Here is a 21,205-nt window from a genome sequence, read left to right as displayed (position 1 = left end):
GCGGTCGAAAGAGAACACCATGAAAGACACCATTCGCCAGCTGATCCAACAAGCCATCACCCAACTCGTCAACGAAGGTGTGTTGCCTGAAGGCCTGTCGCCGGCGATCCAGGTGGAAAACTCCCGTGACAAGAAGAACGGCGACTTCGCCAGCAACATCGCGATGATGCTGGCCAAACCGGCCGGCATGAAGCCGCGTGACCTGGCTGAGAAAATCATCGCTGCGCTGCCGGCTGATGAAAACGTCACCAAGACCGAAATCGCCGGCCCGGGCTTCCTGAATTTCTTCCAGAACACTGATGCCCTGGCCACTCGCCTGGATGCCGCCCTCGCCGACGACCACATCGGCGTGCGCAAAGCTGGCCCGGTGCAGCGCACTGTGGTCGACCTGTCGGCCCCGAACCTGGCCAAAGAGATGCACGTCGGTCACTTGCGTTCGACCATCATTGGCGACGGCGTGGCACGCGTTCTGGAGTTCCTCGGCGACGACGTCATCCGTCAGAACCACGTCGGCGACTGGGGCACCCAGTTCGGCATGCTGATGGCTTATCTGCAAGAAAACCCGATCACCAGCGATGAACTGTCCGACCTGGAAAACTTCTACCGCGCCGCCAAGCAACGCTTCGACGAATCCGAAGAGTTCGCCGATCGCGCCCGTGGCCTGGTGGTCAAGCTGCAAGCCGGCGACCCGGACTGCCTGGCCCTGTGGACCAAGTTCAAGGACATCTCGCTGTCGCACTGCCAGAAAATCTACGAACTGCTGAACGTCAAACTGACCATGGCCGACGTGATGGGCGAAAGCGCCTATAACGACGACCTGATCAACGTGGTCAACGACCTCAAGGCCGCCGGCATGCTGGTCGAAAGCAATGGCGCCCAGTGCGTGTTCCTCGACGAATTCAAGAACGCCGACGGCGACCCGCTGCCGGTGATCATCGTCAAGGCCGATGGCGGCTACCTCTACGCCACCACTGACCTGGCAGCCGTGCGTTATCGCAGCGGCAAACTCAAGGCTGACCGCGCGCTGTACTTCGTCGATCAGCGCCAGGCGCTGCACTTCCAGCAAGTGTTCGCAGTCGCCCGCAAGGCCGGCTTCGTGACGCACCCGATGGAAATGGAACACATGGGCTTCGGCACCATGAACGGCGCCGATGGCCGTCCGTTCAAGACCCGTGATGGCGGCACCGTGAAGCTGATCGACCTGCTGACCGAAGCCCAGGAACGCGCCTACACCCTGGTGAAAGACAAGAACCCGGAGCTGGCCGAAAACGAATTGCGCAACATCGCCAGGGTCGTAGGCATTGGCGCCGTGAAATACGCTGACCTGTCCAAGCACCGTACCAGCGACTACAGCTTCAACTTCGACCTGATGCTCAACTTCGAAGGCAACACTGCTCCGTACCTGCTGTACGCCTACACCCGCGTGGCCGGTGTATTCCGCAAACTCGGTAAGGACTTCAGTGAAGTCGAAGGCCAGATCGTCCTCGAAGCAGCACACGAACACGAGTTGGCAGCCAAGCTCGCGCAATTTGGCGAAGTGCTGAACAACGTGTGCGAAAAAGGCACGCCACACATTCTGTGCACCTACCTGTACGATGTCGCCGGCCTGTTCTCCAGCTTCTACGAGAACTGCCCGATCCTCAGCGCCGACACCCCGGCGCAAATGCAGAGCCGTCTGCGCCTCGCCGCGCTGACCGGCCGCACTCTCAAGCAAGGCCTGGAACTCTTGGGTCTGGAAACTCTGGAGCGTATGTAAGTTGGCTGCCAAGAAAAAACCTGCACCCAAGCGTGGCGCCAGCCGTTACCAAGCTCCTGCAAAGCAACCGATCCCGGGTTGGCTGTGGATGGCCATCGGCCTGACGGTCGGCGCGTTCATTGTGTTCCTGATGAAACTGGAACCGGGCAAGGGCAGCGAGAGCGTCAAGCGCGAGAAGATCGAACAGCAGAAAGCCACCAAGATCGCCGAGGCCAACAAGACCCCGCCGAGCCCGACGCAACCGGTGAAGCCAAAGTACGACTTCTACACCCTGCTGCCGGAATCGGAAGTGATCGTGCCGCCGGATGCCGTGCCGGAGAAAACCCTGCCGACGCCACAAGTGCCGGCAATTCCGACCACGCCGGTCACGCCAGAGCAAGCAGCGAAGATTGATACTGCGCGAGCCCAGGCGGCACTGGCCGGGATCACGCCGCCGCCAGCGCCACCGGTGTCCAAAGCGGCCCCGGTGACCAAGTTCTTCCTCCAGGCCGGTTCGTTCCGCAAGGAAGCTGACGCGGACAAGGTTCGGGCGCAGATCATCCTGCTGGGCCAGGCGGTGGCGGTTGAATCCGGCACAGTCAAAGATGAAACCTGGTATCGAGTGCTGGTCGGGCCGTTCAGCAATCGCGAACAGCTGACCACGGCGCAGAAACAACTGTCCGGCGCCGGCTTCAGCAACCTGCTGTTACAACAACGCCAGAACCGCTGATTTCGTCAGGGGCACCGCGTTATCGTTCTTCGCGGGCAAGCCTCGCTCCTACAAGGATTGCGTGATTCCCTGTAGGAGCGAGGCGTGCCCGCGAAGGCGCCAGAACAGCCAACACACCCTTCCCCGCGCAACACCGCTCGTCCCCTCTCCCGCCCCGCAGTTGAAAAACGCATCGCCACCCCCATATGAGTTGGCATAAGGCATTTTCGCCCCGCTGCGTGGAGACTCTCCCTTGACCACCATCGTTTCAGTTCGCCGCCACGGCAAAGTCGTCATGGGCGGCGACGGCCAGGTTTCTCTCGGCAATACCGTGATGAAAGGCAACGCGAAGAAAGTTCGTCGCCTGTACCACGGCCAGGTCATCGCCGGTTTTGCCGGGGCCACCGCTGACGCCTTCACCCTCTTCGAGCGTTTTGAAGGCCAGCTTGAGAAACATCAGGGCCACCTGGTTCGCGCCGCTGTCGAACTCGCCAAAGAATGGCGCACTGACCGCTCCCTCAGCCGCCTCGAAGCCATGCTCGCCGTCGCGAACAAAGACGCCTCCCTGATCATCACCGGCAACGGCGACGTGGTCGAACCCGAAGAAGGCCTGATCGCCATGGGTTCCGGTGGCGGTTACGCCCAGGCCGCCGCCAGCGCGCTGCTGAAGAAAACCGATCTGTCGGCCCGGGAAATCGTCGAAACCGCACTCGGTATCGCCGGCGACATTTGCGTATTCACCAACCACACCTTCACCATTGAGGAGCAGGACCTCGCCGAGTAAGCCTGTTCCGGCCTTAGTGCCACGGCTCACTTTTGCTTGAGGACCGCCAATTACTATGTCCATGACTCCCCGTGAAATCGTCCACGAACTCAATCGCCACATCATCGGCCAGGACGATGCCAAGCGCGCCGTCGCCATCGCGCTGCGTAACCGCTGGCGCCGGATGCAGCTGCCCGAAGAGCTGCGCGTTGAAGTAACGCCAAAGAACATCCTGATGATCGGCCCGACCGGTGTCGGTAAAACCGAGATCGCCCGTCGCCTGGCCAAACTCGCCAACGCGCCGTTCATCAAAGTCGAAGCGACCAAGTTCACCGAAGTCGGCTACGTCGGTCGCGATGTCGAATCGATCATTCGTGACCTGGCCGACGCGGCGATCAAGCTGCTGCGCGAACAGGAAATGACCAAGGTTCGCCACCGCGCCGAAGACGCCGCCGAGGAACGCATCCTCGACGCCCTGCTGCCACCGGCACGCATGGGCTTTAACAATGACGACGCCCCGTCAGCCGACTCCAACACCCGCCAGCTGTTTCGCAAGCGCCTGCGCGAAGGTCAGCTGGATGACAAGGAGATCGAAATCGAAGTCGCCGAAATGGCCGGCGTCGACATCTCCGCGCCACCGGGCATGGAAGAAATGACCAACCAGTTGCAGAGCCTGTTCGCCAACATGGGCAAGGGCAAAAAGAAAAACCGCAAGATCAAGGTCAAGGAAGCGCTGAAACTGGTGCGTGACGAGGAAGCCAGCCGCCTGGTCAACGATGAAGAGTTGAAGGCCAAGGCGCTGGAAGCGGTCGAGCAGCACGGCATCGTGTTCATCGATGAAATCGACAAGGTCGCCAAGCGCGGTAACTCCGGCGGCGTCGACGTATCCCGTGAAGGCGTGCAGCGTGACTTGCTGCCACTGATCGAAGGCTGCACCGTCAACACCAAGCTGGGCATGGTCAAGACCGACCACATCCTGTTCATCGCTTCCGGTGCGTTCCACCTGAGCAAGCCAAGTGACCTGGTGCCGGAGCTGCAAGGTCGCCTGCCGATTCGTGTCGAGCTGAAGGCGCTGACGCCGGAAGATTTCGAGCGCATCCTCAGCGAGCCGCATGCGTCGCTCACCGAGCAGTATTGCGCCCTGCTGAAAACCGAAGGCCTGGTCATCGAGTTCCAGCCGGACGGCATCAAGCGTATTGCCGAGATCGCCTGGCAGGTCAACGAGAAGACCGAGAACATCGGTGCCCGTCGCCTGCACACCTTGCTCGAACGCTTGCTCGAAGAAGTGTCGTTCAGCGCCGGCGACCTGGCCAGCGCCCATGACGACAAGGCGATCCTGATCGACGCCGATTACGTCAACAGTCACCTCGGCGAATTGGCACAGAACGAAGACCTGTCCCGCTACATTCTGTAAGCCTCAAGTTGCAAGCTACAAGCGTCAAGCTTATCGAGTTAAGCTTGCAGCTTGTAGCTTTCCGCCCGAGGCTCTTCCTATGCTTCCCACCGACATCAAACTGCACAAAGCCTCGAAAACCCTGTCGCTGAAATACGCGTCCGGCGAGGAATATCACCTGCCCGCCGAGCTCCTTCGCGTGCACTCTCCTTCCGCCGAGGTCCAGGGCCACGGCAAACCTATCCTGCAATTTGGCAAGATCGGCGTAGGCCTGACCAAGGTAGAACCGGCCGGTCAGTACGCACTGAAATTGACCTTCGACGACGGGCACGACAGCGGCCTGTTCACCTGGGAATATCTGTACCAGTTGGGCGTGCGCCAAGAGGATCTCTGGAACGATTATCTTGCCGAACTCAAAGCCGCCGGAAAAACCCGCGATCCGAACGAATCCATCGTCAAGCTGATGCTCTAGGTCAGCCCTCTTGCTCTTTAGAGGGCATTTTCTAATTCCATCTGTTTGAATGCTCCGCTCCTGGGTCAATGATTGGCCCGCTTGCGAAAAAAATTAAACTCGGGTAACCAATGGAGCTGGCAAGTTCCCTGCAGTGCTCTCTGCCGTAAAAAGCAGCGATGCAGAATTAACGGTCACCCGAGCAGAAGTACCTGGCATTGGCTGTGTGATGACAGCTGGGCCCAGGTACTCGTCTCAGGACAATGGAGCGTCGTAGATGAGTAACAAGAATAACGATGACTTGAAGTATCAAGCCTCGGAAAACACCTTGGGGCTGAATCCTGTCGTTGGGCTGCGTGGAAAGGATCTACTGGCTTCTGCTCGAATGGTGCTCAGGCAGGCCATCAAACAACCGATTCACAGTGCCAAGCATGTCGCCCATTTCGGCCTTGAATTGAAGAACGTGTTGTTCGGCAAATCAGAACTTCAACCTACCAGCGATGACCGTCGCTTCGCCGATCCGGCCTGGAGCCAGAACCCGCTCTATAAACGTTATCTGCAAACTTACCTGGCGTGGCGCAAGGAACTCCACGACTGGATTGACGACAGCAACCTGCCGCCCAAAGACGTCAGTCGCGGGCATTTCGTGATCAACCTCATGACCGAAGCCATGGCCCCGACCAACAGTGCGGCCAACCCGGCGGCGGTCAAACGTTTCTTCGAGACCGGCGGCAAAAGCCTGCTCGACGGCCTCTCGCACCTGGCCAAGGATCTGGTACACAACGGCGGCATGCCGAGCCAAGTCAACATGGGCGCGTTCGAAGTCGGCAAGAGCCTGGGCGTGACCGAAGGCGCGGTGGTGTTCCGCAATGACGTGCTGGAATTGATCCAGTACCGCCCGATCACCGAGCAGGTGCACGAGCGTCCGCTGCTGGTGGTGCCGCCGCAGATCAACAAGTTCTACGTATTCGACCTGAGCCCGGACAAGAGCCTGGCGCGCTTCTGCCTGCGCAACAACGTGCAGACGTTCATCGTCAGCTGGCGCAACCCGACCAAGGAGCAGCGCGAGTGGGGTCTGTCGACCTACATCGAAGCGCTCAAGGAAGCGGTCGACGTGGTTACTGCGATCACCGGCAGCAAAGACGTGAACATGCTGGGCGCCTGCTCCGGTGGCATCACCTGCACCGCGCTGCTGGGCCACTACGCCGCAATCGGCGAGAAGAAGGTCAACGCCCTCACCCTGCTGGTCAGCGTGCTGGATACGACCCTGGACAGCGACGTGGCCTTGTTCGTCGACGAGCAGACCCTCGAAGCCGCCAAGCGCCATTCCTATCAGGCCGGTGTGCTGGAAGGCCGCGACATGGCGAAAGTCTTCGCCTGGATGCGCCCCAACGATCTGATCTGGAACTACTGGGTCAACAACTACCTGCTGGGCAACGAGCCGCCGGTATTCGACATCCTGTTCTGGAACAACGACACCACCCGGTTACCCGCCGCATTCCACGGCGACCTGATCGAAATGTTCAAAAACAACCCGCTGATCCGTCCTGATGCACTGGAAGTGTGCGGCACGCCGATCGACCTGAAGCAGGTCACGGCCGACATCTTTTCCCTGGCCGGCACCAACGACCACATCACGCCGTGGAAGTCCTGCTACAAGTCGGCGCAGTTGTTTGGCGGCAAGGTCGAGTTCGTGCTGTCCAGCAGCGGGCATATCCAGAGCATTCTGAACCCGCCGGGCAATCCGAAATCGCGCTACATGACCAGCACCGAAATGCCGGTCAAAGCCGAAGACTGGCAAGAGAACTCCACCAAGCACACTGACTCCTGGTGGCTGCACTGGCAGGCCTGGCAGGCCGAGCGTTCGGGCAAGCTGAAGAAGTCCCCGGCGAGCCTGGGGAACAAGGCCTATCCAGCAGGCGAAGCAGCACCCGGCACTTATGTGCATGAGCGGTAACTGACACACCCCGCGCCCCTCTGCAGGAGCGAAGCTTGCTCGCGAAAACGGTCTTTCATTCAACATGGATGTCGACTGACTTGACGCCTTCGCGAGCAAGCTTCGCTCCTGCAGGGGGACCGGGGATGAATTAACCCACAGGGCCTGAAGCATGCCGCAACCGTTCATATTCCGTACTGTCGACCTGGATGGCCAGACCCTCCGCACGGCGGTACGCCCCGGCAAGCCTCACTTGACGCCCTTGCTGATTTTCAACGGCATCGGCGCCAACCTGGAGCTGGTGTTTCCGTTCGTCGCAGCGCTGGACCCGGACCTGGAAGTCATCGCCTTCGACGTTCCCGGTGTCGGCGGTTCGTCGACGCCGAATCGGCCGTACCGTTTTCCGGGCCTGGCGAAACTCACGGCGCGGATGCTCGACTATCTCGACTATGGGCAAGTCAACGTCATCGGCGTGTCCTGGGGAGGCGCACTCGCTCAGCAGTTCGCCTACGACTATCCTGAGCGCTGCAAAAAACTCGTGCTGGCGGCCACGGCGGCCGGCGCGGTGATGGTGCCGGGCAAACCGAAAGTGCTGTGGATGATGGCCAGCCCGCGGCGCTACATCCAGCCGTCTCACGTGATCCGCATTGCGCCGATGATCTACGGCGGCTCTTTCCGTCGCGATCCGACCCTGGCCGCCAGCCATGCGGCGAAGGTCCGTTCGGCGGGCAAGCTCGGTTACTACTGGCAGCTGTTCGCCGGGCTTGGCTGGACCAGTATTCACTGGCTGCACAAGATCAACCAGCCGACGCTGGTACTGGCCGGCGACGACGATCCACTGATCCCGCTGATCAACATGCGCATGCTGGCCTGGCGGATCCCCAATGCGCAGTTGCACATCATCGATGACGGGCATCTGTTCCTGATTACCCGCGCCGAAGCGGTGGCACCGATCATCATGAAATTCCTCGAGGAGGAACGTCAGCGCGCCGTGATGCATCCGCATCCCGCGCCATTGGGCGGTTAACCGGCCCATTGTCGGTCGGCAGGACGCCGCACCGCGCAACAACCCATAACAGCGTCTATGGTGTTCTGGTTCGATGTGTTTGTATTTGGCCTGAAAGACGAAGGAGTGTTGACACATGCGCGACAAACCAGCGAGGGACTTTTTGCCCACTCCCGCCGCGTTCATCAACGCGCAGAGTGCGATCACCGGCCTGCGTGGCCGGGATCTGTTTTCGACCCTGCGCAGCGTTGCCGCCCATGGCTTGCGTAACCCGGTGCACAGCGTTCGACATGCCTTGAAACTGGGCGGCCAACTGGGTCGCGTCATGCTGGGGGAAACCCTGCACCCGACCAACCCGCAGGACAGTCGTTTTGCCGACCCGGCGTGGAGCCTCAACCCGTTTTATCGCCGCAGCTTGCAGGCCTACCTGAGCTGGCAGAAAGAAGTTAAAAGCTGGATCGACGAAAGCAACATGACCCCGGACGATCGCGCTCGCGCCCACTTTGCGTTCGCCTTGCTCAATGACGCCGTGGCGCCGTCCAACACCCTGCTCAATCCGCTGGCGATCAAGGAAATCTTCAATTCCGGCGGTAACAGCCTGGTGCGTGGCATCAGCCATCTGGTCGACGATTTCCTGCACAACGACGGCCTGCCCAGACAAGTCACCAAGCAAGCGTTCGAGGTCGGTAAAACGGTCGCCACCACCACGGGTTCCGTGGTGTTTCGCAACGAGCTGCTGGAGCTGATCCAGTACAAGCCGATGAGCGAAAAGCAGTATTCCAAACCGCTGCTGGTGGTGCCGCCGCAGATCAACAAGTACTACATTTTCGACCTGAGCCCGCATAACAGCTTCGTCCAGTTCGCCCTGAAAAACGGCCTGCAGACCTTCATGATCAGCTGGCGCAATCCGGATGTGCGCCATCGCGAATGGGGTCTGTCGACCTACGTCGAAGCGGTTGAAGAAGCGATGAACGTTTGCCGGGCAATCACCGGCGCTCGCGAAGTGAACTTGATGGGCGCTTGCGCCGGTGGGCTGACCATCGCCGCGCTGCAAGGCCACTTGCAGGCCAAGCGACAACTGCGGCGGGTATCCAGCGCGACGTATCTGGTGAGCCTGCTCGACAGTCAGATGGACTCTCCGGCGACGCTTTTCGCTGACGAACAGACCCTCGAAGCGGCGAAGCGTCGCTCCTATCAGAAAGGTGTGCTGGACGGGCGCGACATGGCCAAGGTCTTTGCCTGGATGCGTCCCAACGATTTGATCTGGAGTTACTTCGTCAATAACTACCTGTTGGGCAAGGAGCCTCCAGCGTTCGACATCCTCTACTGGAACAACGACAACACCCGGTTGCCGGCAGCCTTGCATGGCGACCTGCTGGACTTCTTCAAGCACAACCCACTGAGTCATCCGGGCGGCCTTGAAGTGTGCGGCACGCCGATCGACTTGCAGAAAGTCACGGTCGACAGCTTCAGCGTGGCCGGCATCAACGACCACATCACGCCGTGGGACGCGGTGTATCGCTCGACGCTGCTGCTGGGTGGCGAGCGACGTTTCGTCCTGTCCAACAGCGGTCATGTGCAGAGCATCCTCAACCCGCCGAGCAACCCGAAGGCCAACTTCGTCGAGAGCGCGAAACTAAGTAGCGACCCACGAGCGTGGTATTACGACGCCAAGCAAGTCGACGGCAGTTGGTGGACCCAATGGCTGAGCTGGATTCAGGAACGCTCGGGCGCGCAAAAAGAAACCCACATGGCCCTCGGCAACCAGAACTATCCACCGATGGAGGCGGCACCCGGTACTTACGTGCGTGTGCGCTGACTGACAACGAACCACGGCACACGCCTGCCGTGGCATGACCCGACCATTAAGAAGACTGGATGAAAACCCGCGACCGGATCCTCGAATGTGCCCTGCAATTGTTCAATCAGAAGGGTGAACCGAACGTTTCCACCATGGAAGTTGCCAACGAAATGGGCATTAGCCCGGGCAACCTCTACTACCACTTCCACGGCAAGGAACCGTTGATTCTCGGCTTGTTCGAGCGTTTCCAGGCCGAGCTTGCGCCACTGCTTGATCCTCCGGCCGACGTGGAGCTGGCACCGGAGGATTACTGGCTGTTCCTGCACTTGATCGTCGAGCGGCTGGCCCATTACCGGTTTCTGTTCCAGGACCTGTCAAACCTGGCCGGGCGCCTGCCGAAACTGGCCAAGGGCATCCGCAATCTGCTCAATGCACTGAAGCGCACGCTGGCTTCGTTGCTGGCGCGATTGAAGGCGCAAGGGCAGTTGGTCAGTGACACTCAAGCGCTGGGGCAGTTGGTGGAGCAGATCACCATGACGCTGCTGTTCTCACTGGACTATCAGCGGATTCTTGATCGCGAGGGTGAAGTCAGGTTGGTGGTGTATCAGATCATGATGCTGGTGGCGCCGCATTTGCTGCCGCCGATCAAAGTGGCGACCGAGCACCTGGCCCTGCAATACCTCGAAGAACACGAGTAACCCTTTCACCGGATAAACACATTTCACTGTGGGAGTGAGCCTGCTCGCGATGTCGCCGGGTCAGTCAATATCAATGTTGAATGACACACCGCAATCGCGAGCAGGCTCACTCCCACAAGGGTTCTGCGGTGTATATGAAATCGTGCACAAACAAAAACGCCCGACCTTTGCAGGCCGGGCGTTTTCTTGAGCCCTGAAAAATCAGGACTGACTGGTTGGCGTCGATGGAGCTGGCGCGACAGTCGGGGTTACAGCAGGGGTCGGTGCAGCAGCGGAGTTCGACGTGCTGACCGGGGTCGCCGGTTTGGCGGCAGCCACTGCTGGTTTTGGCGCGGCAGCCTTAGGCGTGGCCGGTTTCTTCACTGCTGGCTTCTTCGCTGCGGCAGGTTTTGCCGCTGGCTTGGCTGCCGGTTTGGCCGCTGCAGTTTTGGCAGCCGGTTTTGCTGCTGGTTTGGCGGCGGCTTTGGCAGCAACCGATTTGACCGCTGTCTTGGCTGCTGCAGGTTTGGCGGCGGCAGTTTTGGTAGCGGACTTGGCGGCGGATGCGACTTTCGACGCGGCTTTGGCGACCGGTTTGGCAGCCGCTTTTACCAGTGGCTTGGCAGCGCTTTTGGCGGCTGGTTTAGCAGCAGGTTTGGCCGCTGCGGTTTTCGCCGCAACAGGTGCAACCTTGGCGCCGGTGAGTTTCTCGATCTGCTTGGTCAGGGTATCGACCTTGCTGTGCAGCGCTTTCACTTCATTGCGGCTCGGTACACCCAGGCGCGAAATGGCGCTGTTCAGGCGCTTGTCAAAAGCCCCTTCCAGCTCATCCCACTTGCCCAGTGCCCGATCTTTCACGCCGCTGATGCGCGACTTGGCCGACGAAGCGGAGTCCTTGGCGGCATCGACTTTCTTGCCGACAGCGCTCTTGGTGAGCTTCTCGGCTTTCTCGCCGTCTTTAACCAATGTATCGAAGAGCTTGCTGCCGTCAGTGTCGATCTTCGAGTACACGCCTAAACCAGCAAGCCAGATTTTGCGGGAGTAGTCTTCGACTTTCCCGATCCACGAGCTGCCTTCTTTTTCGGTGTTCTTTTTACCAGCCATCCCGTTCTCCTTAAGATTTACGCGCGACGCGTTCGAGCAATGCCGTCAGCTCATCGAGCTTAGCAGAGAGTGTCTCAACGTCATGTTTAGACGGAATGCCGATACGATTCAAGGCACTTGCGACACGCGAGTCAAAAGCCTTCTCGACCTTGTCGAGTTGAACTTCGACCTTGCCTTTGAAAGTGCTCACTTCACTCTTGGCTTCTTCAATCTCTGTGTTAGCCGCTTCAAGTTTCTCGGCAACTACTTTTTTACCTTTGGTTTCAACAGTTTGACCAGCCTTGATCAACTCTTGAAAGTACTCGCTGCCCTCTTGGCCGACCTTGGTGTAGGCCCCCAGGCCTGCCAGCCAGATCTTGCGGGCATAGGATTTGACGTCGCCCAGAGCAGTAGTCGAAGCGTCGATTTTTTTCTTCAAAATAACTTTGGCCATGGTGCACCTCACGCGCAGAAGGTTTGAGGAACTGCCCGCGAAAGTGTCGGGCTCAGGCACAAAGTAGGGAGAAAAATTAGAAACGGCACCCTAACAACTGACATAAAACTTTGGCTTCACACAAAACAAATGCAGGAGTGAGCCTGCTCGCGATAGCGGTCTGTCAGTCGAAATCAATGTCGACTGACAGACCGCTATCGCGAGCAGGCTCACTCCTACAGATGAAGGGATTTCAATCCGGAATCAGACCAAGGCCTTATCAAGGGCTTTTTCGATTTCCGATTTGATCATGCCGCTCATGGCCGACATCATCAGGCCCAACTCCACATCGACGCGGATCGAATCTTCGCTGACATGTACCGCGCCTTTCACACCGGAACGTTTGAGGTTCAGGGTGTCGCCGGACCATTGCGGCTCCAGGCCATATTGATCGGACAGCTTCTGCGCCAACAGATCAGCCTTCTCGCGGGCTGCTTCCTTGCCCAGGCCGTGGGCACGCTCAACACTAATACGGGCCATCGAATGACTCCTGCTTTATGGATACTTTCCTGAAGCATCTTGACCGCTGCTGCGGCAAAACGTCCCGGTGGTTGCCTATCTTACCTTCAGCCTTGCCAAGACAAAGCAGGCCACCGGGATTAGAATGTCCCGCATTCTCTTTTGGTGACAGCGATATGACTGATCAGCGCAAAGGCAGCGATGCCGAACCCACCACTCACTTCGGCTTCAAAAACGTACCGGAAAGCCAGAAAGCGGAAAAAGTCGCTGAGGTTTTCCACTCGGTAGCCGCCAAGTACGACTTGATGAACGACCTCCTGTCGGGCGGCATGCACCGTCTGTGGAAGCGTTTTGCGATCGAGCTGTCGGGTGTTCGCACCGGTAACCGCGTGCTGGACATCGCCGGCGGCACAGGCGACCTGACCAAGAAGTTCTCGCACCTCGTTGGCCCGACCGGCCAGGTGGTGTTGGCCGACATCAACGAATCCATGCTCAAGGTCGGTCGTGACCGCCTGCTGGATCTGGGTGTGGCCGGCAATGTCGAGTTCGTTCAGGCCGACGCTGAAAAGCTGCCGTTCCCGGACAACCATTTTGACTGCGTGACCATCGCGTTCGGTCTGCGCAACGTGACCCATAAAGAAGACGCCCTGCGCTCGATGCTGCGAGTACTGAAACCGGGCGGCCGTTTGCTGGTGCTGGAATTCTCCAAGCCGACCAATGCGCTGATGTCCAAAGCCTACGACGCCTACTCGTTCGCCTTCATGCCGTTGATGGGCAAGCTGATCACCAACGACTCGGAAAGCTATCGCTACCTGGCCGAATCGATCCGCATGCACCCGAATCAGGAAACCCTGAAGTCGATGATGGTCGAGGCCGGTTTCGACCGCGTGACCTACCACAACATGACCGCAGGCATCGTCGCCCTGCACCGCGGCATCAAACCCTGATGTTGCTGGCCGGCCTGCTCGCCAGCGTTGAACTCGGTCTGAACCGGGTGCTGCGTCTCGACAGCACGGCGCTGCCGCGACTGGCGCATTTGAGCGGCAGGGTGATTGCCGTCGACTGCCGCAGCCCGGCGCTGCAACTGTTCATCCTGCCCAGCGACGAAGGCCTGATGCTCGCTTCCCACTGGGAATCCGGCGCTGACTGCACGTTGCGTGCACCGGCCTCCAGCCTGTTGAAACTGGCGATGAGCAAGGAAAAGACCTCGGTGCTGCATGGCCCTGAAGTCGAGCTCGACGGTGACAGCGGCGTGCTGCTGGAGCTGGCGGCGATCCTTCAGGACCTTGAGCTGGACTGGGAGTACGAACTCTCGCGCTGGCTCGGCCCGGTCGCCACGCAACTGGTCGGCGGTCACCTGCGCAGCCGCGCACGCTGGTATCAGCAAGGTTTCGCCAGCCTGAATCAGAATCTTGGCGAATACCTGGCCGAAGAATCGCGCACCCTCGTCGGTCAGCGCGAAGCCGAAGCCCGTTTCAGTGAACTGGACCAGATCAAGCTCGATCTGGAACGTCTCGAGGCGCGTTTCGAGCGCCTTTCCCGATCCCTCGACCCAAGCGATAACGCATGAAGCTGCTTGCCGTCCGCCGTTTGTTGCGCATCCAGCGCGTTGTGATTCGCTACCGCCTCGATGACCTGCTGTTCGCCCTGCCGCTGCCCTGGTTTCTCCTGGCGCTGCGCTACGCCTTGCCGTGGCGCTGGTTCCCGCGCAAGACGCTGGACCTGAGCCGTGGTGCGCGATTGCGCCTGGCGTTGCAGGACCTTGGGCCGATTTTCATCAAGTTCGGGCAGATCCTTTCGACGCGCCGCGACCTGCTGCCCGAAGACATCGCCGATGAGTTGATGAAGCTGCAGGACCGTGTGCCGCCGTTCGACTCGCAAGTGTCGGTCAACCTGATCGAAGAGCAGCTCGGCAAAAAGATCAGTGAAGTGTTCAGCCGTTTCGACGTCGAACCGCTGGCCTCAGCCTCGGTGGCGCAGGTGCATGCCGCGCAACTGAAGACCGGCGAAGAAGTGGTGGTCAAGGTGATACGCCCGGGCCTGAAACCGATCATTGCCCAAGACCTGGCGTGGCTGTTCATCCTCGCCCGCGCCGCCGAAAAACTCTCGGCCGATGCACGTTTGCTGCACCCGGTGGACGTGGTCCAGGACTACGAAAAAACCATCTACGACGAACTCGACCTGCTGCGCGAAGCGGCCAATGCCAGCCAGTTGAAGCGCAACTTCGAAGGCTCGCCGCTGCTGTATGTGCCACAAGTCTATTGGGACTGGTGCCGGCCGAAAGTGCTGGTAATGGAGCGCATCTACGGGATTCAGGTCACCGACCTCGCGACCCTGGCCGACCAGCGCACCGACATGAAGATGCTCGCCGAACGGGGTGTGGAAATCTTCTTCACCCAAGTGTTCCGCGACAGTTTCTTTCACGCCGACATGCACCCGGGCAACATCTTTGTCAGCACCGTCAACCCGTGGAGCCCGCAATACATTGCGATCGACTGCGGCATCGTCGGCAGCCTGACCCCTGAAGATCAGGATTACCTGGCGCGTAACCTGTTCGCGTTCTTCAAGCGTGACTACCGTCGTGTGGCGCAATTGCACATCGATTCGGGCTGGGTACCGGCAGAAACCAAGCTCAACGAATTCGAGGCAGCGATCCGCACCGTGTGCGAGCCGATCTTCGAAAAACCGTTAAAAGATATTTCATTCGGCCAAGTGCTGATGCGCCTGTTCCAGACCGCTCGCCGCTTCAACATGGAAGTGCAGCCGCAACTCGTGTTGCTGCAAAAAACCTTGCTGAACATCGAAGGCCTCGGCCGTCAGCTGTACCCGGATCTCGATCTGTGGAACACCGCCCAGCCGTTCCTCGAACGCTGGATGCGTGAGCGCGTCAGCCCCAAAGCCTTGCTCGGCAACGTGCAGAGCCAGTTCGAACAGATTCCGCACCTGGCCAACATGGCCCGTGACCTGCTCGAACGCATGTCCCAGCCCCACGCCAACGATCCGCCGCCACCGTGGCACAAGCGCAAGGACGACTGGTTCCTGCGCCTGCTCGGCTGCGCTCACCTGGCGGGCGGCGCCATTCTGCTGGCCGGCGGGCCATTGAGCGATATGGGTCATTGGCCGGCCGGAATCATGGTGGCCGTCGGTTTGTATCTGGTCGTTCGCCGATAGCCAGCGCCCCCGCACGCTGGCACACTGTTTGAACGCTTGGGTTCTGCTCATGAAGTGTGGAACCCGCTGTCGGAGTCGAAGATGAAAAACTGGCTGGACGAGATCAAGTGGGACGCAGACGGCCTGGTGCCGGCGATTGCCCAGGATCACAAGACCGGGCGCGTCCTGATGATGGCCTGGATGAACCGCGAATCACTGGAACTGAGCGCTGCCGAGAACCGTGCCATTTACTGGTCACGTTCCCGTGGCAAGCTGTGGCGCAAGGGCGAGGAGTCCGGCCACGTGCAAACGCTGCATGAGATGCGCCTGGACTGTGACGCCGACGTGATCATCCTGATGGTCGAGCAGATCGGCGACATTGCTTGCCATACCGGTCGGCAGAGCTGCTTCTACCGCGTCTTCGAGAACGGCGACTGGAAAACCGTCGATCCCGTGCTCAAGGACCCGCACGCCATTTATTCCGCAGGACACAGCCATGAGTGACACCCTGACCCGTCTGGCCGAGGTGCTGGAAGAGCGCAAAGGCGCTGCCGCTGACAGCTCGTATGTCGCCAGCCTGTACCACAAGGGCTTGAACAAGATTCTGGAAAAAGTCGGCGAAGAGTCGGTCGAAACCATCATTGCCGCCAAGGATGCCGCCATCAGTGGCGACTGCAGCGATGTGATCTACGAGACCGCCGACCTGTGGTTCCACAGCATGGTCATGCTCGCCCAACTGGGGCAGCATCCACAGGCTGTACTCGATGAACTGGACCGTCGTTTCGGTCTGTCCGGACACGCCGAGAAAGCCTCGCGCCCGTCCGCCTGAACAACTATTAGAGAGGAGCAGCAACATGGGCATTTTTGACTGGAAACACTGGATCGTCATCCTGGTTGTTGTCGTGCTGGTGTTCGGCACCAAGAAACTGAAAAACCTCGGCACTGACGTGGGCGAGTCGATCAAGGGTTTCAAGAAAGCCATGAACGATGACGAGAAACCGGCCGATCCTACCGTGACCCCGGCGCAACCGGTTCCACCTGTTCAGCCACAGACCACGCAGTCCGTGAACCAGCCGCACACCATCGACGTGCAGGCGCAAAAAGTCGAAGAGCCGATCCGCAAAGACGTGTGAGCACTGACTAATGTTTGGTATCAGCTTCTCTGAACTGCTGCTCGTCGGCCTCGTCGCCCTGCTAGTGCTGGGCCCCGAGCGCCTGCCGGGCGCTGCGCGCACCGCCGGCCTGTGGGTCGGTCGTCTGAAGCGCAGCTTCAACGCGATCAAACAGGAAGTTGAACGTGAAATCGGTGCCGACGAGATTCGTCGGCAACTGCACAACGAGCACATCCTGTCGCTGGAACAGGAGGCGCGGAAGATTTTCACGCCGACCCAGCAGGAGGCCACGCCCGTTCAGCCTGTTGAACCGATCGCGGAGCAAACGATTCATGCCCCCGCCGCCGAGCCAGCACCTGTCGTCGCCGTAGAAGCACCTGCACCCGTTGTTGCAACGCCACCGGTTGAACCTGCCACGCCTGCGGCTGCGCCTGTTGCGCCGGCCCCTCATGACCCAACACTGGCGCCGCGAGCCCCATGAGCGATCTTCCTGAAAACGACCAGCACATGCCGCTGGTTTCGCACCTCACCGAGTTGCGTACCCGCCTGCTGCGTTGCGTAGCGGCGATCTTCATCATCTTCGCCGGGTTGTTCGCCTTCACCCAGCAGATCTATACCTTCGTTTCGACGCCGCTGCGCCAGTATTTGCCCGTGGGCGCAACGATGATCGCCACCGACGTGTCGTCGCCGTTCCTGACGCCATTGAAGCTGACCATGATGGTCTCGCTGTTCCTGGCAATCCCGGTGATCCTGCATCAGATCTGGGGCTTCATCGCGCCGGGCCTGTACAAGCATGAGAAGCGCATCGCCGTGCCGTTGCTGGTGTCCAGCATCATGCTGTTCTATGCCGGCATGGCATTCGCCTATTACCTGGTGTTCCCGCTGATCTTCAAATTCTTCGCCGCCGCCACCCCGGCCGGCGTGGAAATGATGACTGACATCAGCAGCTACCTCGACTTCGTCATGACGCTATTCTTTGCCTTCGGCGTGGCGTTCGAGATCCCGGTGGCTGTGGTGCTGCTGGTATGGATCGGCGTGGTCGACGTCAAATACCTGAAGAAAATCCGCCCCTACGTGATCATCGGCTGCTTCGTGGTCGGCATGATCCTGACACCACCGGACATCTTCTCGCAGACGCTGTTGGCTGTACCGATGTGGCTGCTGTTCGAGATCGGCATCCTGTTCGGCGGTCTGATCAGCAAGCGCGGCGATCATCCAGACGATCAGCCGGACAACCAGCCGGCAGACGATCACAACGACCAGCCGCCAGCGACCCAGCCGTGAACCTGCTGCTCCTCGAAGAGGCCGATTTCATTGCGGCCGACCGGGTGATCCTGCGTGATCGCCGGTTGACGCACATGCAGGAAGTCCACCGCTGTGAAGTGGGTGACAGCATGCGCGTCGGGCGTATCGGCGGCCTGATGGGTGCGGCCGAAGTTCTGCGCCTGGACGCTGATGAAGCCGAATTGCGCGTCACCCTTGACCAGCCGCCGCCGACCAAGCTGCCCCTGACACTGATATTGGCCCTGCCACGGCCGAAAATGCTGCGCAGGGTGTTTCAGACCGTGGCGGCCATGGGTGTGCCACGAATCATCCTGGTGAACAGCTATCGCGTCGAGAAGAGCTTCTGGCAGACGCCGTTTCTGGAACCTGAAGCGATTCGCGAGCAATTGATCCTCGGCCTGGAACAGGCCCGGGACAGCGTGCTGCCGGAAATCGTCATCGAGAAGCGCTTCAAGCCGTTCGTCGAAGATCGGCTGCCGGCCATTTCCGAAGGCACCCTCGGCCTGGTGGGTCACCCGGGCAATTACCCGCCCTGCCCTCGCGGCCTGAATGAACCGGTGACCCTGGCCATCGGCCCCGAAGGCGGCTGGATCCCTTACGAAATCGACCTGCTGGCCAAGTCTGGCCTGCAACCGGTACAACTCGGCGAGCGCATCCTGCGCGTCGAAACCGCCGTCACCGCCCTGCTCGCCCGCCTCTTTTAAGATCAAGCACGGTCACTGTGGCGAGGGAGCTTGCTCCCGTTTGGGCGCGCCGCGGCCACCGCTTTATTCCTGCAAAACCATCTCAGCCTGATTTGCGACTGCTTCGCCGCCGAACGGGAGCAAGCTCCCTCGCCACAGGGATTTACTCGACCTGAATACCTCGCTGTACCTACAGATTCCCGGCCGCCGGCCGATACAGCTCCCATAAAACCAATTTGTAGTCCGAGGGAGTAGCAGCATGTACCGTTGGCTAACCGAGAGTCTGGGAAACGTAAGCGTCAATCGCAAACTGGGGATCGGTTTCGGTCTGGTGCTGCTGCTGACGCTGCTGATCACCTTCACCGCCTGGACCGGCCTGACGGGCGTGATGAGCCGGGGCGACAAGCTGGGGTTCATTGCCAGCCTCAACGACCAGACCAAAGACCTGCGCCTGGCCCGTCTGGACTACGAAATGCGCCGAGGCGAACAAGGCCCGGGCGCCGTCAACGATCTGTTGAGCCAACTCGACACGGGCCTGCAAACCGCACGCAAATTGATCGAACAGCCCGCTGATGCGGCGATGATCGACCAGCAACTGGCCGCCGTCAGCCAGTACAAGCAAGCCTTCATCGCGATGACCCAGGCCGGTGCCAACCGCGAAGACGCCCGCAGCAAACTGGGCGCGACCGCCGATAACGCCGTGGCCCGCGTCGCTGAAGTCGAAAAATCCATGCTGCAAGGCGACAGCGTCGCCGACTTCAACAGCGTGATCGACCTGAGCAAACTGATTCAGCAGGCACGCTTCCAGGTGCGCGGCTACACCTACAGCGGCAAGACCGAGGCCGAGCAACCTGCACTGGACGCCATCGACAACGCCCTGAAGAACCTCGAAAGCCTGCCCTCCAAACTGCCGGAACAGCACATTGCCAACCTGCAACAGGCCAGCGATTCGCTCAAGGCCTATCGCGCCGCCGTCAGCCAGTTCCGCGACTCGCAAGTGGCCAGCGCCGCCGCCCTCAAGCGTATGGCCGCGCAAGGCGATATCTTGCTCGACGTCAGTAAAAAACTCACCGTGTCACAAACCATCGTCCGCGACACCGACGCCGCACACGCCAAAAACCTGCTGCTGATGGCCACCGTTCTGGCCCTGGCGTTTGGCTTGCTGGCGGCATGGGCGATCACTCGCCAGATCGTGGTTCCGCTGAACCAGACCCTCAAAGTCGCCGAACGCGTGGCGGCTGGTGACCTGACGCAAAACCTTGTTTCCGAACGTCGCGACGAATTGGGCCAGCTCCAGCGTGCCATGCAGAACATGACTCTGGGCCTGCGCGAACTGATCGGCGGTATCAGCGATGGCGTAACGCAAATCGCCAGCGCCGCCGAAGAACTGTCCGCCGTCACCGAACAGACCAGCGCCGGGGTCAACAGCCAGAAGGTCGAGACCGATCAGGTGGCCACGGCAATGAACGAAATGACGGCCACCGTGCAGGAAGTCGCGCGAAACGCCGAAGAAGCCTCCGAAGCCGCCGTCGCCGCCGATCAGCAGGCCCGCGAAGGTGACAAAGTGGTCGGAGAGGCCATCGCTCAGATCGAGCGCCTGGCCCTCGAGGTTGGCAATTCCACAGCGGCCATGGGTGATCTGAAACGCGAGAGCGACAAGATCGGCAGCGTGCTGGACGTGATCAAATCCGTGGCCCAACAAACCAACCTTCTGGCCCTCAACGCCGCGATTGAAGCTGCCCGTGCCGGTGAGGCCGGACGTGGTTTCGCGGTGGTCGCCGACGAGGTGCGCAGCCTGGCCCAGCGCACTCAGAAGTCGACCGAGGAAATCGAAGAGCTGATCGTCGGCCTGCAAACCGGCACCCAGCAAGTGGCGACCATCATGGACAACAGCCGCAGCCTGACCGACAGCAGCGTCGAACTGACCCGCCGCGCCGGTAGCTCGCTGGAAAGCATCACCCGCACGGTGTCGGCGATTCAGTCGATGAACCAGCAGATTGCCGCCGCTGCCGAGCAGCAAACCGCAGTGGCCGAGGAGATCAACCGGAGCGTGCTGAACGTGCGCGATGTGTCCGAGCAGACCTCGGCAGCCAGTGAAGAGACCGCGGCGTCCAGCGTCGAGCTGGCGCGCCTGGGGACGCATCTGCAGATGCTAGTGGGCAGGTTCAAGGTTTGAAACAGAGGTGATGCCTTCGCGGGCAAGCCTCGCGCCTACAGGGCTTTGCGTATCGCTCGATTGAGCCACGACACAATACTGTAGGAGCGAGGCTTGCCCGCGAAGGCGTCAGGACAGGTGCTAAAGCTACAAAACCTGGCGCAAGAAGGCCTGCGCCCGCGGATCCTTCGGCGCATCGAAGAATTCGGCCGGCGAGGCATCTTCCAGCAATTTGGCGTGATCGAAGAACAGCACTCGATCCGCGACTTCCCGTGCAAAGCCCATCTCGTGGGTGACGCAGACCATGGTCATGCC

The 21,205-nt window shown here is 60.1% G+C and carries 22 protein-coding genes and 2 pseudogenes; 20 read left to right on the top strand and 4 right to left on the bottom strand.

The window, feature by feature from the left end:
- Window positions 1–19: 19 nt before the first annotated feature.
- From argS to HP062_RS22790, 9 genes are all read left to right on the top strand, one after another.
- Window positions 20–1,756, top strand: a complete 1,737-nt coding sequence (gene argS / locus HP062_RS22830) for an arginine--tRNA ligase (RefSeq protein ID WP_010464443.1) — start codon at window positions 20–22, stop codon at window positions 1,754–1,756.
- A 1-nt stretch (window position 1,757) separates the two neighbouring features.
- Window positions 1,758–2,465: an SPOR domain-containing protein gene (locus HP062_RS22825; protein WP_010464446.1), complete on the top strand. Its 708-nt coding sequence runs from the start codon at window positions 1,758–1,760 to the stop codon at window positions 2,463–2,465.
- 232 nt (window positions 2,466–2,697) lie between these two features.
- Window positions 2,698–3,228: an ATP-dependent protease subunit HslV gene (hslV, locus tag HP062_RS22820; protein WP_007899242.1), complete on the top strand. Its 531-nt coding sequence runs from the start codon at window positions 2,698–2,700 to the stop codon at window positions 3,226–3,228.
- A gap of 55 nt (window positions 3,229–3,283) precedes the next feature.
- Window positions 3,284–4,621 carry an ATP-dependent protease ATPase subunit HslU gene (hslU, locus tag HP062_RS22815; protein ID WP_010464452.1) on the top strand — a complete coding sequence of 446 codons (1,338 nt, stop codon included), beginning with the start codon at window positions 3,284–3,286 and terminating at the stop codon, window positions 4,619–4,621.
- 79 nt (window positions 4,622–4,700) lie between these two features.
- Window positions 4,701–5,072 (top strand): gamma-butyrobetaine hydroxylase-like domain-containing protein, encoded by a 372-nt coding sequence (locus tag HP062_RS22810; RefSeq protein WP_172792060.1) that lies wholly within the window; start codon window positions 4,701–4,703, stop codon window positions 5,070–5,072.
- A gap of 256 nt (window positions 5,073–5,328) precedes the next feature.
- Complete coding sequence (gene phaC / locus HP062_RS22805; RefSeq protein ID WP_010464456.1) at window positions 5,329–7,008, top strand: class II poly(R)-hydroxyalkanoic acid synthase; 1,680 nt, start codon at window positions 5,329–5,331, stop codon at window positions 7,006–7,008.
- A 151-nt stretch (window positions 7,009–7,159) separates the two neighbouring features.
- On the top strand, window positions 7,160–8,014 hold the full coding sequence (phaZ, locus tag HP062_RS22800; RefSeq protein WP_010464458.1) for a poly(3-hydroxyalkanoate) depolymerase: 855 nt from the start codon (window positions 7,160–7,162) through the stop codon (window positions 8,012–8,014).
- A gap of 115 nt (window positions 8,015–8,129) precedes the next feature.
- On the top strand, window positions 8,130–9,812 hold the full coding sequence (gene phaC / locus HP062_RS22795) for a class II poly(R)-hydroxyalkanoic acid synthase (RefSeq protein ID WP_010464460.1): 1,683 nt from the start codon (window positions 8,130–8,132) through the stop codon (window positions 9,810–9,812).
- 59 nt (window positions 9,813–9,871) lie between these two features.
- Window positions 9,872–10,492: a TetR/AcrR family transcriptional regulator gene (locus HP062_RS22790; protein ID WP_010464462.1), complete on the top strand. Its 621-nt coding sequence runs from the start codon at window positions 9,872–9,874 to the stop codon at window positions 10,490–10,492.
- A gap of 201 nt (window positions 10,493–10,693) precedes the next feature.
- On the opposite strand, the gene HP062_RS22785 is transcribed toward HP062_RS22790, so the two are convergent.
- From HP062_RS22785 to HP062_RS22775, 3 genes are all read right to left on the bottom strand, one after another.
- Window positions 10,694–11,575 (bottom strand): phasin family protein, encoded by an 882-nt coding sequence (locus HP062_RS22785; protein WP_010464464.1) that lies wholly within the window; start codon window positions 11,573–11,575, stop codon window positions 10,694–10,696.
- Window positions 11,576–11,585: 10 nt separating this feature from the next.
- Window positions 11,586–12,008 (bottom strand): phasin family protein, encoded by a 423-nt coding sequence (locus tag HP062_RS22780; protein WP_010464467.1) that lies wholly within the window; start codon window positions 12,006–12,008, stop codon window positions 11,586–11,588.
- A gap of 243 nt (window positions 12,009–12,251) precedes the next feature.
- The gene (locus tag HP062_RS22775) at window positions 12,252–12,527 is read right to left on the bottom strand and encodes a polyhydroxyalkanoic acid system family protein (protein WP_010464468.1); all 276 of its coding nucleotides are present in this window, start codon (window positions 12,525–12,527) and stop codon (window positions 12,252–12,254) included.
- Window positions 12,528–12,682: 155 nt separating this feature from the next.
- Between HP062_RS22775 and ubiE the strand changes: the two genes are divergently transcribed.
- The 11 genes and pseudogenes from ubiE to HP062_RS31555 all read left to right on the top strand — a co-directional run bounded on the left by ubiE (window position 12,683) and on the right by HP062_RS31555 (window position 20,911).
- Window positions 12,683–13,453, top strand: coding sequence for a bifunctional demethylmenaquinone methyltransferase/2-methoxy-6-polyprenyl-1,4-benzoquinol methylase UbiE (gene ubiE, locus HP062_RS22770; protein ID WP_007948968.1), 771 nt, complete (start codon window positions 12,683–12,685; stop codon window positions 13,451–13,453).
- A complete protein-coding gene (locus HP062_RS22765; RefSeq protein WP_172792059.1) occupies window positions 13,453–14,076 on the top strand; it encodes an SCP2 domain-containing protein in 624 nt (207 codons plus the stop codon). Before ubiE ends, HP062_RS22765 begins: the two co-directional genes overlap by 1 nt.
- Window positions 14,073–15,677 (top strand): ubiquinone biosynthesis regulatory protein kinase UbiB, encoded by a 1,605-nt coding sequence (ubiB, locus tag HP062_RS22760; RefSeq protein ID WP_010464476.1) that lies wholly within the window; start codon window positions 14,073–14,075, stop codon window positions 15,675–15,677. The genes HP062_RS22765 and ubiB overlap by 4 nt, the downstream gene beginning before the upstream one ends.
- Before the next feature lie 81 nt (window positions 15,678–15,758).
- Window positions 15,759–16,160, top strand: coding sequence for a phosphoribosyl-AMP cyclohydrolase (gene hisI / locus HP062_RS22755; protein ID WP_010464478.1), 402 nt, complete (start codon window positions 15,759–15,761; stop codon window positions 16,158–16,160).
- A complete protein-coding gene (locus HP062_RS22750; protein WP_008047820.1) occupies window positions 16,153–16,485 on the top strand; it encodes a phosphoribosyl-ATP diphosphatase in 333 nt (110 codons plus the stop codon). Before hisI ends, HP062_RS22750 begins: the two co-directional genes overlap by 8 nt.
- Window positions 16,486–16,510: 25 nt before the next feature.
- Window positions 16,511–16,789: a twin-arginine translocase TatA/TatE family subunit gene (locus tag HP062_RS22745; RefSeq protein ID WP_010464483.1), complete on the top strand. Its 279-nt coding sequence runs from the start codon at window positions 16,511–16,513 to the stop codon at window positions 16,787–16,789.
- Window positions 16,790–16,799: 10 nt separating this feature from the next.
- Window positions 16,800–17,249: a Sec-independent protein translocase protein TatB gene (tatB, locus tag HP062_RS22740; protein WP_077747609.1), complete on the top strand. Its 450-nt coding sequence runs from the start codon at window positions 16,800–16,802 to the stop codon at window positions 17,247–17,249.
- Window positions 17,246–18,052: a twin-arginine translocase subunit TatC gene (gene tatC / locus HP062_RS22735; protein WP_010464487.1), complete on the top strand. Its 807-nt coding sequence runs from the start codon at window positions 17,246–17,248 to the stop codon at window positions 18,050–18,052. The genes tatB and tatC overlap by 4 nt, the downstream gene beginning before the upstream one ends.
- The gene (locus HP062_RS22730) at window positions 18,049–18,756 is read left to right on the top strand and encodes a 16S rRNA (uracil(1498)-N(3))-methyltransferase (RefSeq protein ID WP_083375232.1); all 708 of its coding nucleotides are present in this window, start codon (window positions 18,049–18,051) and stop codon (window positions 18,754–18,756) included. The genes tatC and HP062_RS22730 overlap by 4 nt, the downstream gene beginning before the upstream one ends.
- 238 nt (window positions 18,757–18,994) lie before the next feature.
- A pseudogene (locus HP062_RS31560) lies at window positions 18,995–20,005 on the top strand (methyl-accepting chemotaxis protein); the annotation flags it as partial.
- Window positions 20,006–20,038: 33 nt separating this feature from the next.
- Window positions 20,039–20,911 carry a methyl-accepting chemotaxis protein gene (locus HP062_RS31555; protein WP_370655189.1) on the top strand — a complete coding sequence of 291 codons (873 nt, stop codon included), beginning with the start codon at window positions 20,039–20,041 and terminating at the stop codon, window positions 20,909–20,911.
- 126 nt (window positions 20,912–21,037) lie between these two features.
- Here HP062_RS31555 and HP062_RS22720 read toward each other — a convergent pair.
- Window positions 21,038–21,205 (bottom strand): annotated as a pseudogene (locus HP062_RS22720) (peptide ABC transporter ATP-binding protein); the annotation flags it as partial.

Origin of the sequence: Pseudomonas sp. B14-6 (genome assembly GCF_013260315.1) — a bacterium.
Lineage (GTDB): Bacteria > Pseudomonadota > Gammaproteobacteria > Pseudomonadales > Pseudomonadaceae > Aquipseudomonas > Aquipseudomonas mandelii.
The sequence above is the reverse complement of the archived record's forward strand: the minus strand, read 5'-3'. Positions and strand labels throughout refer to the sequence as shown.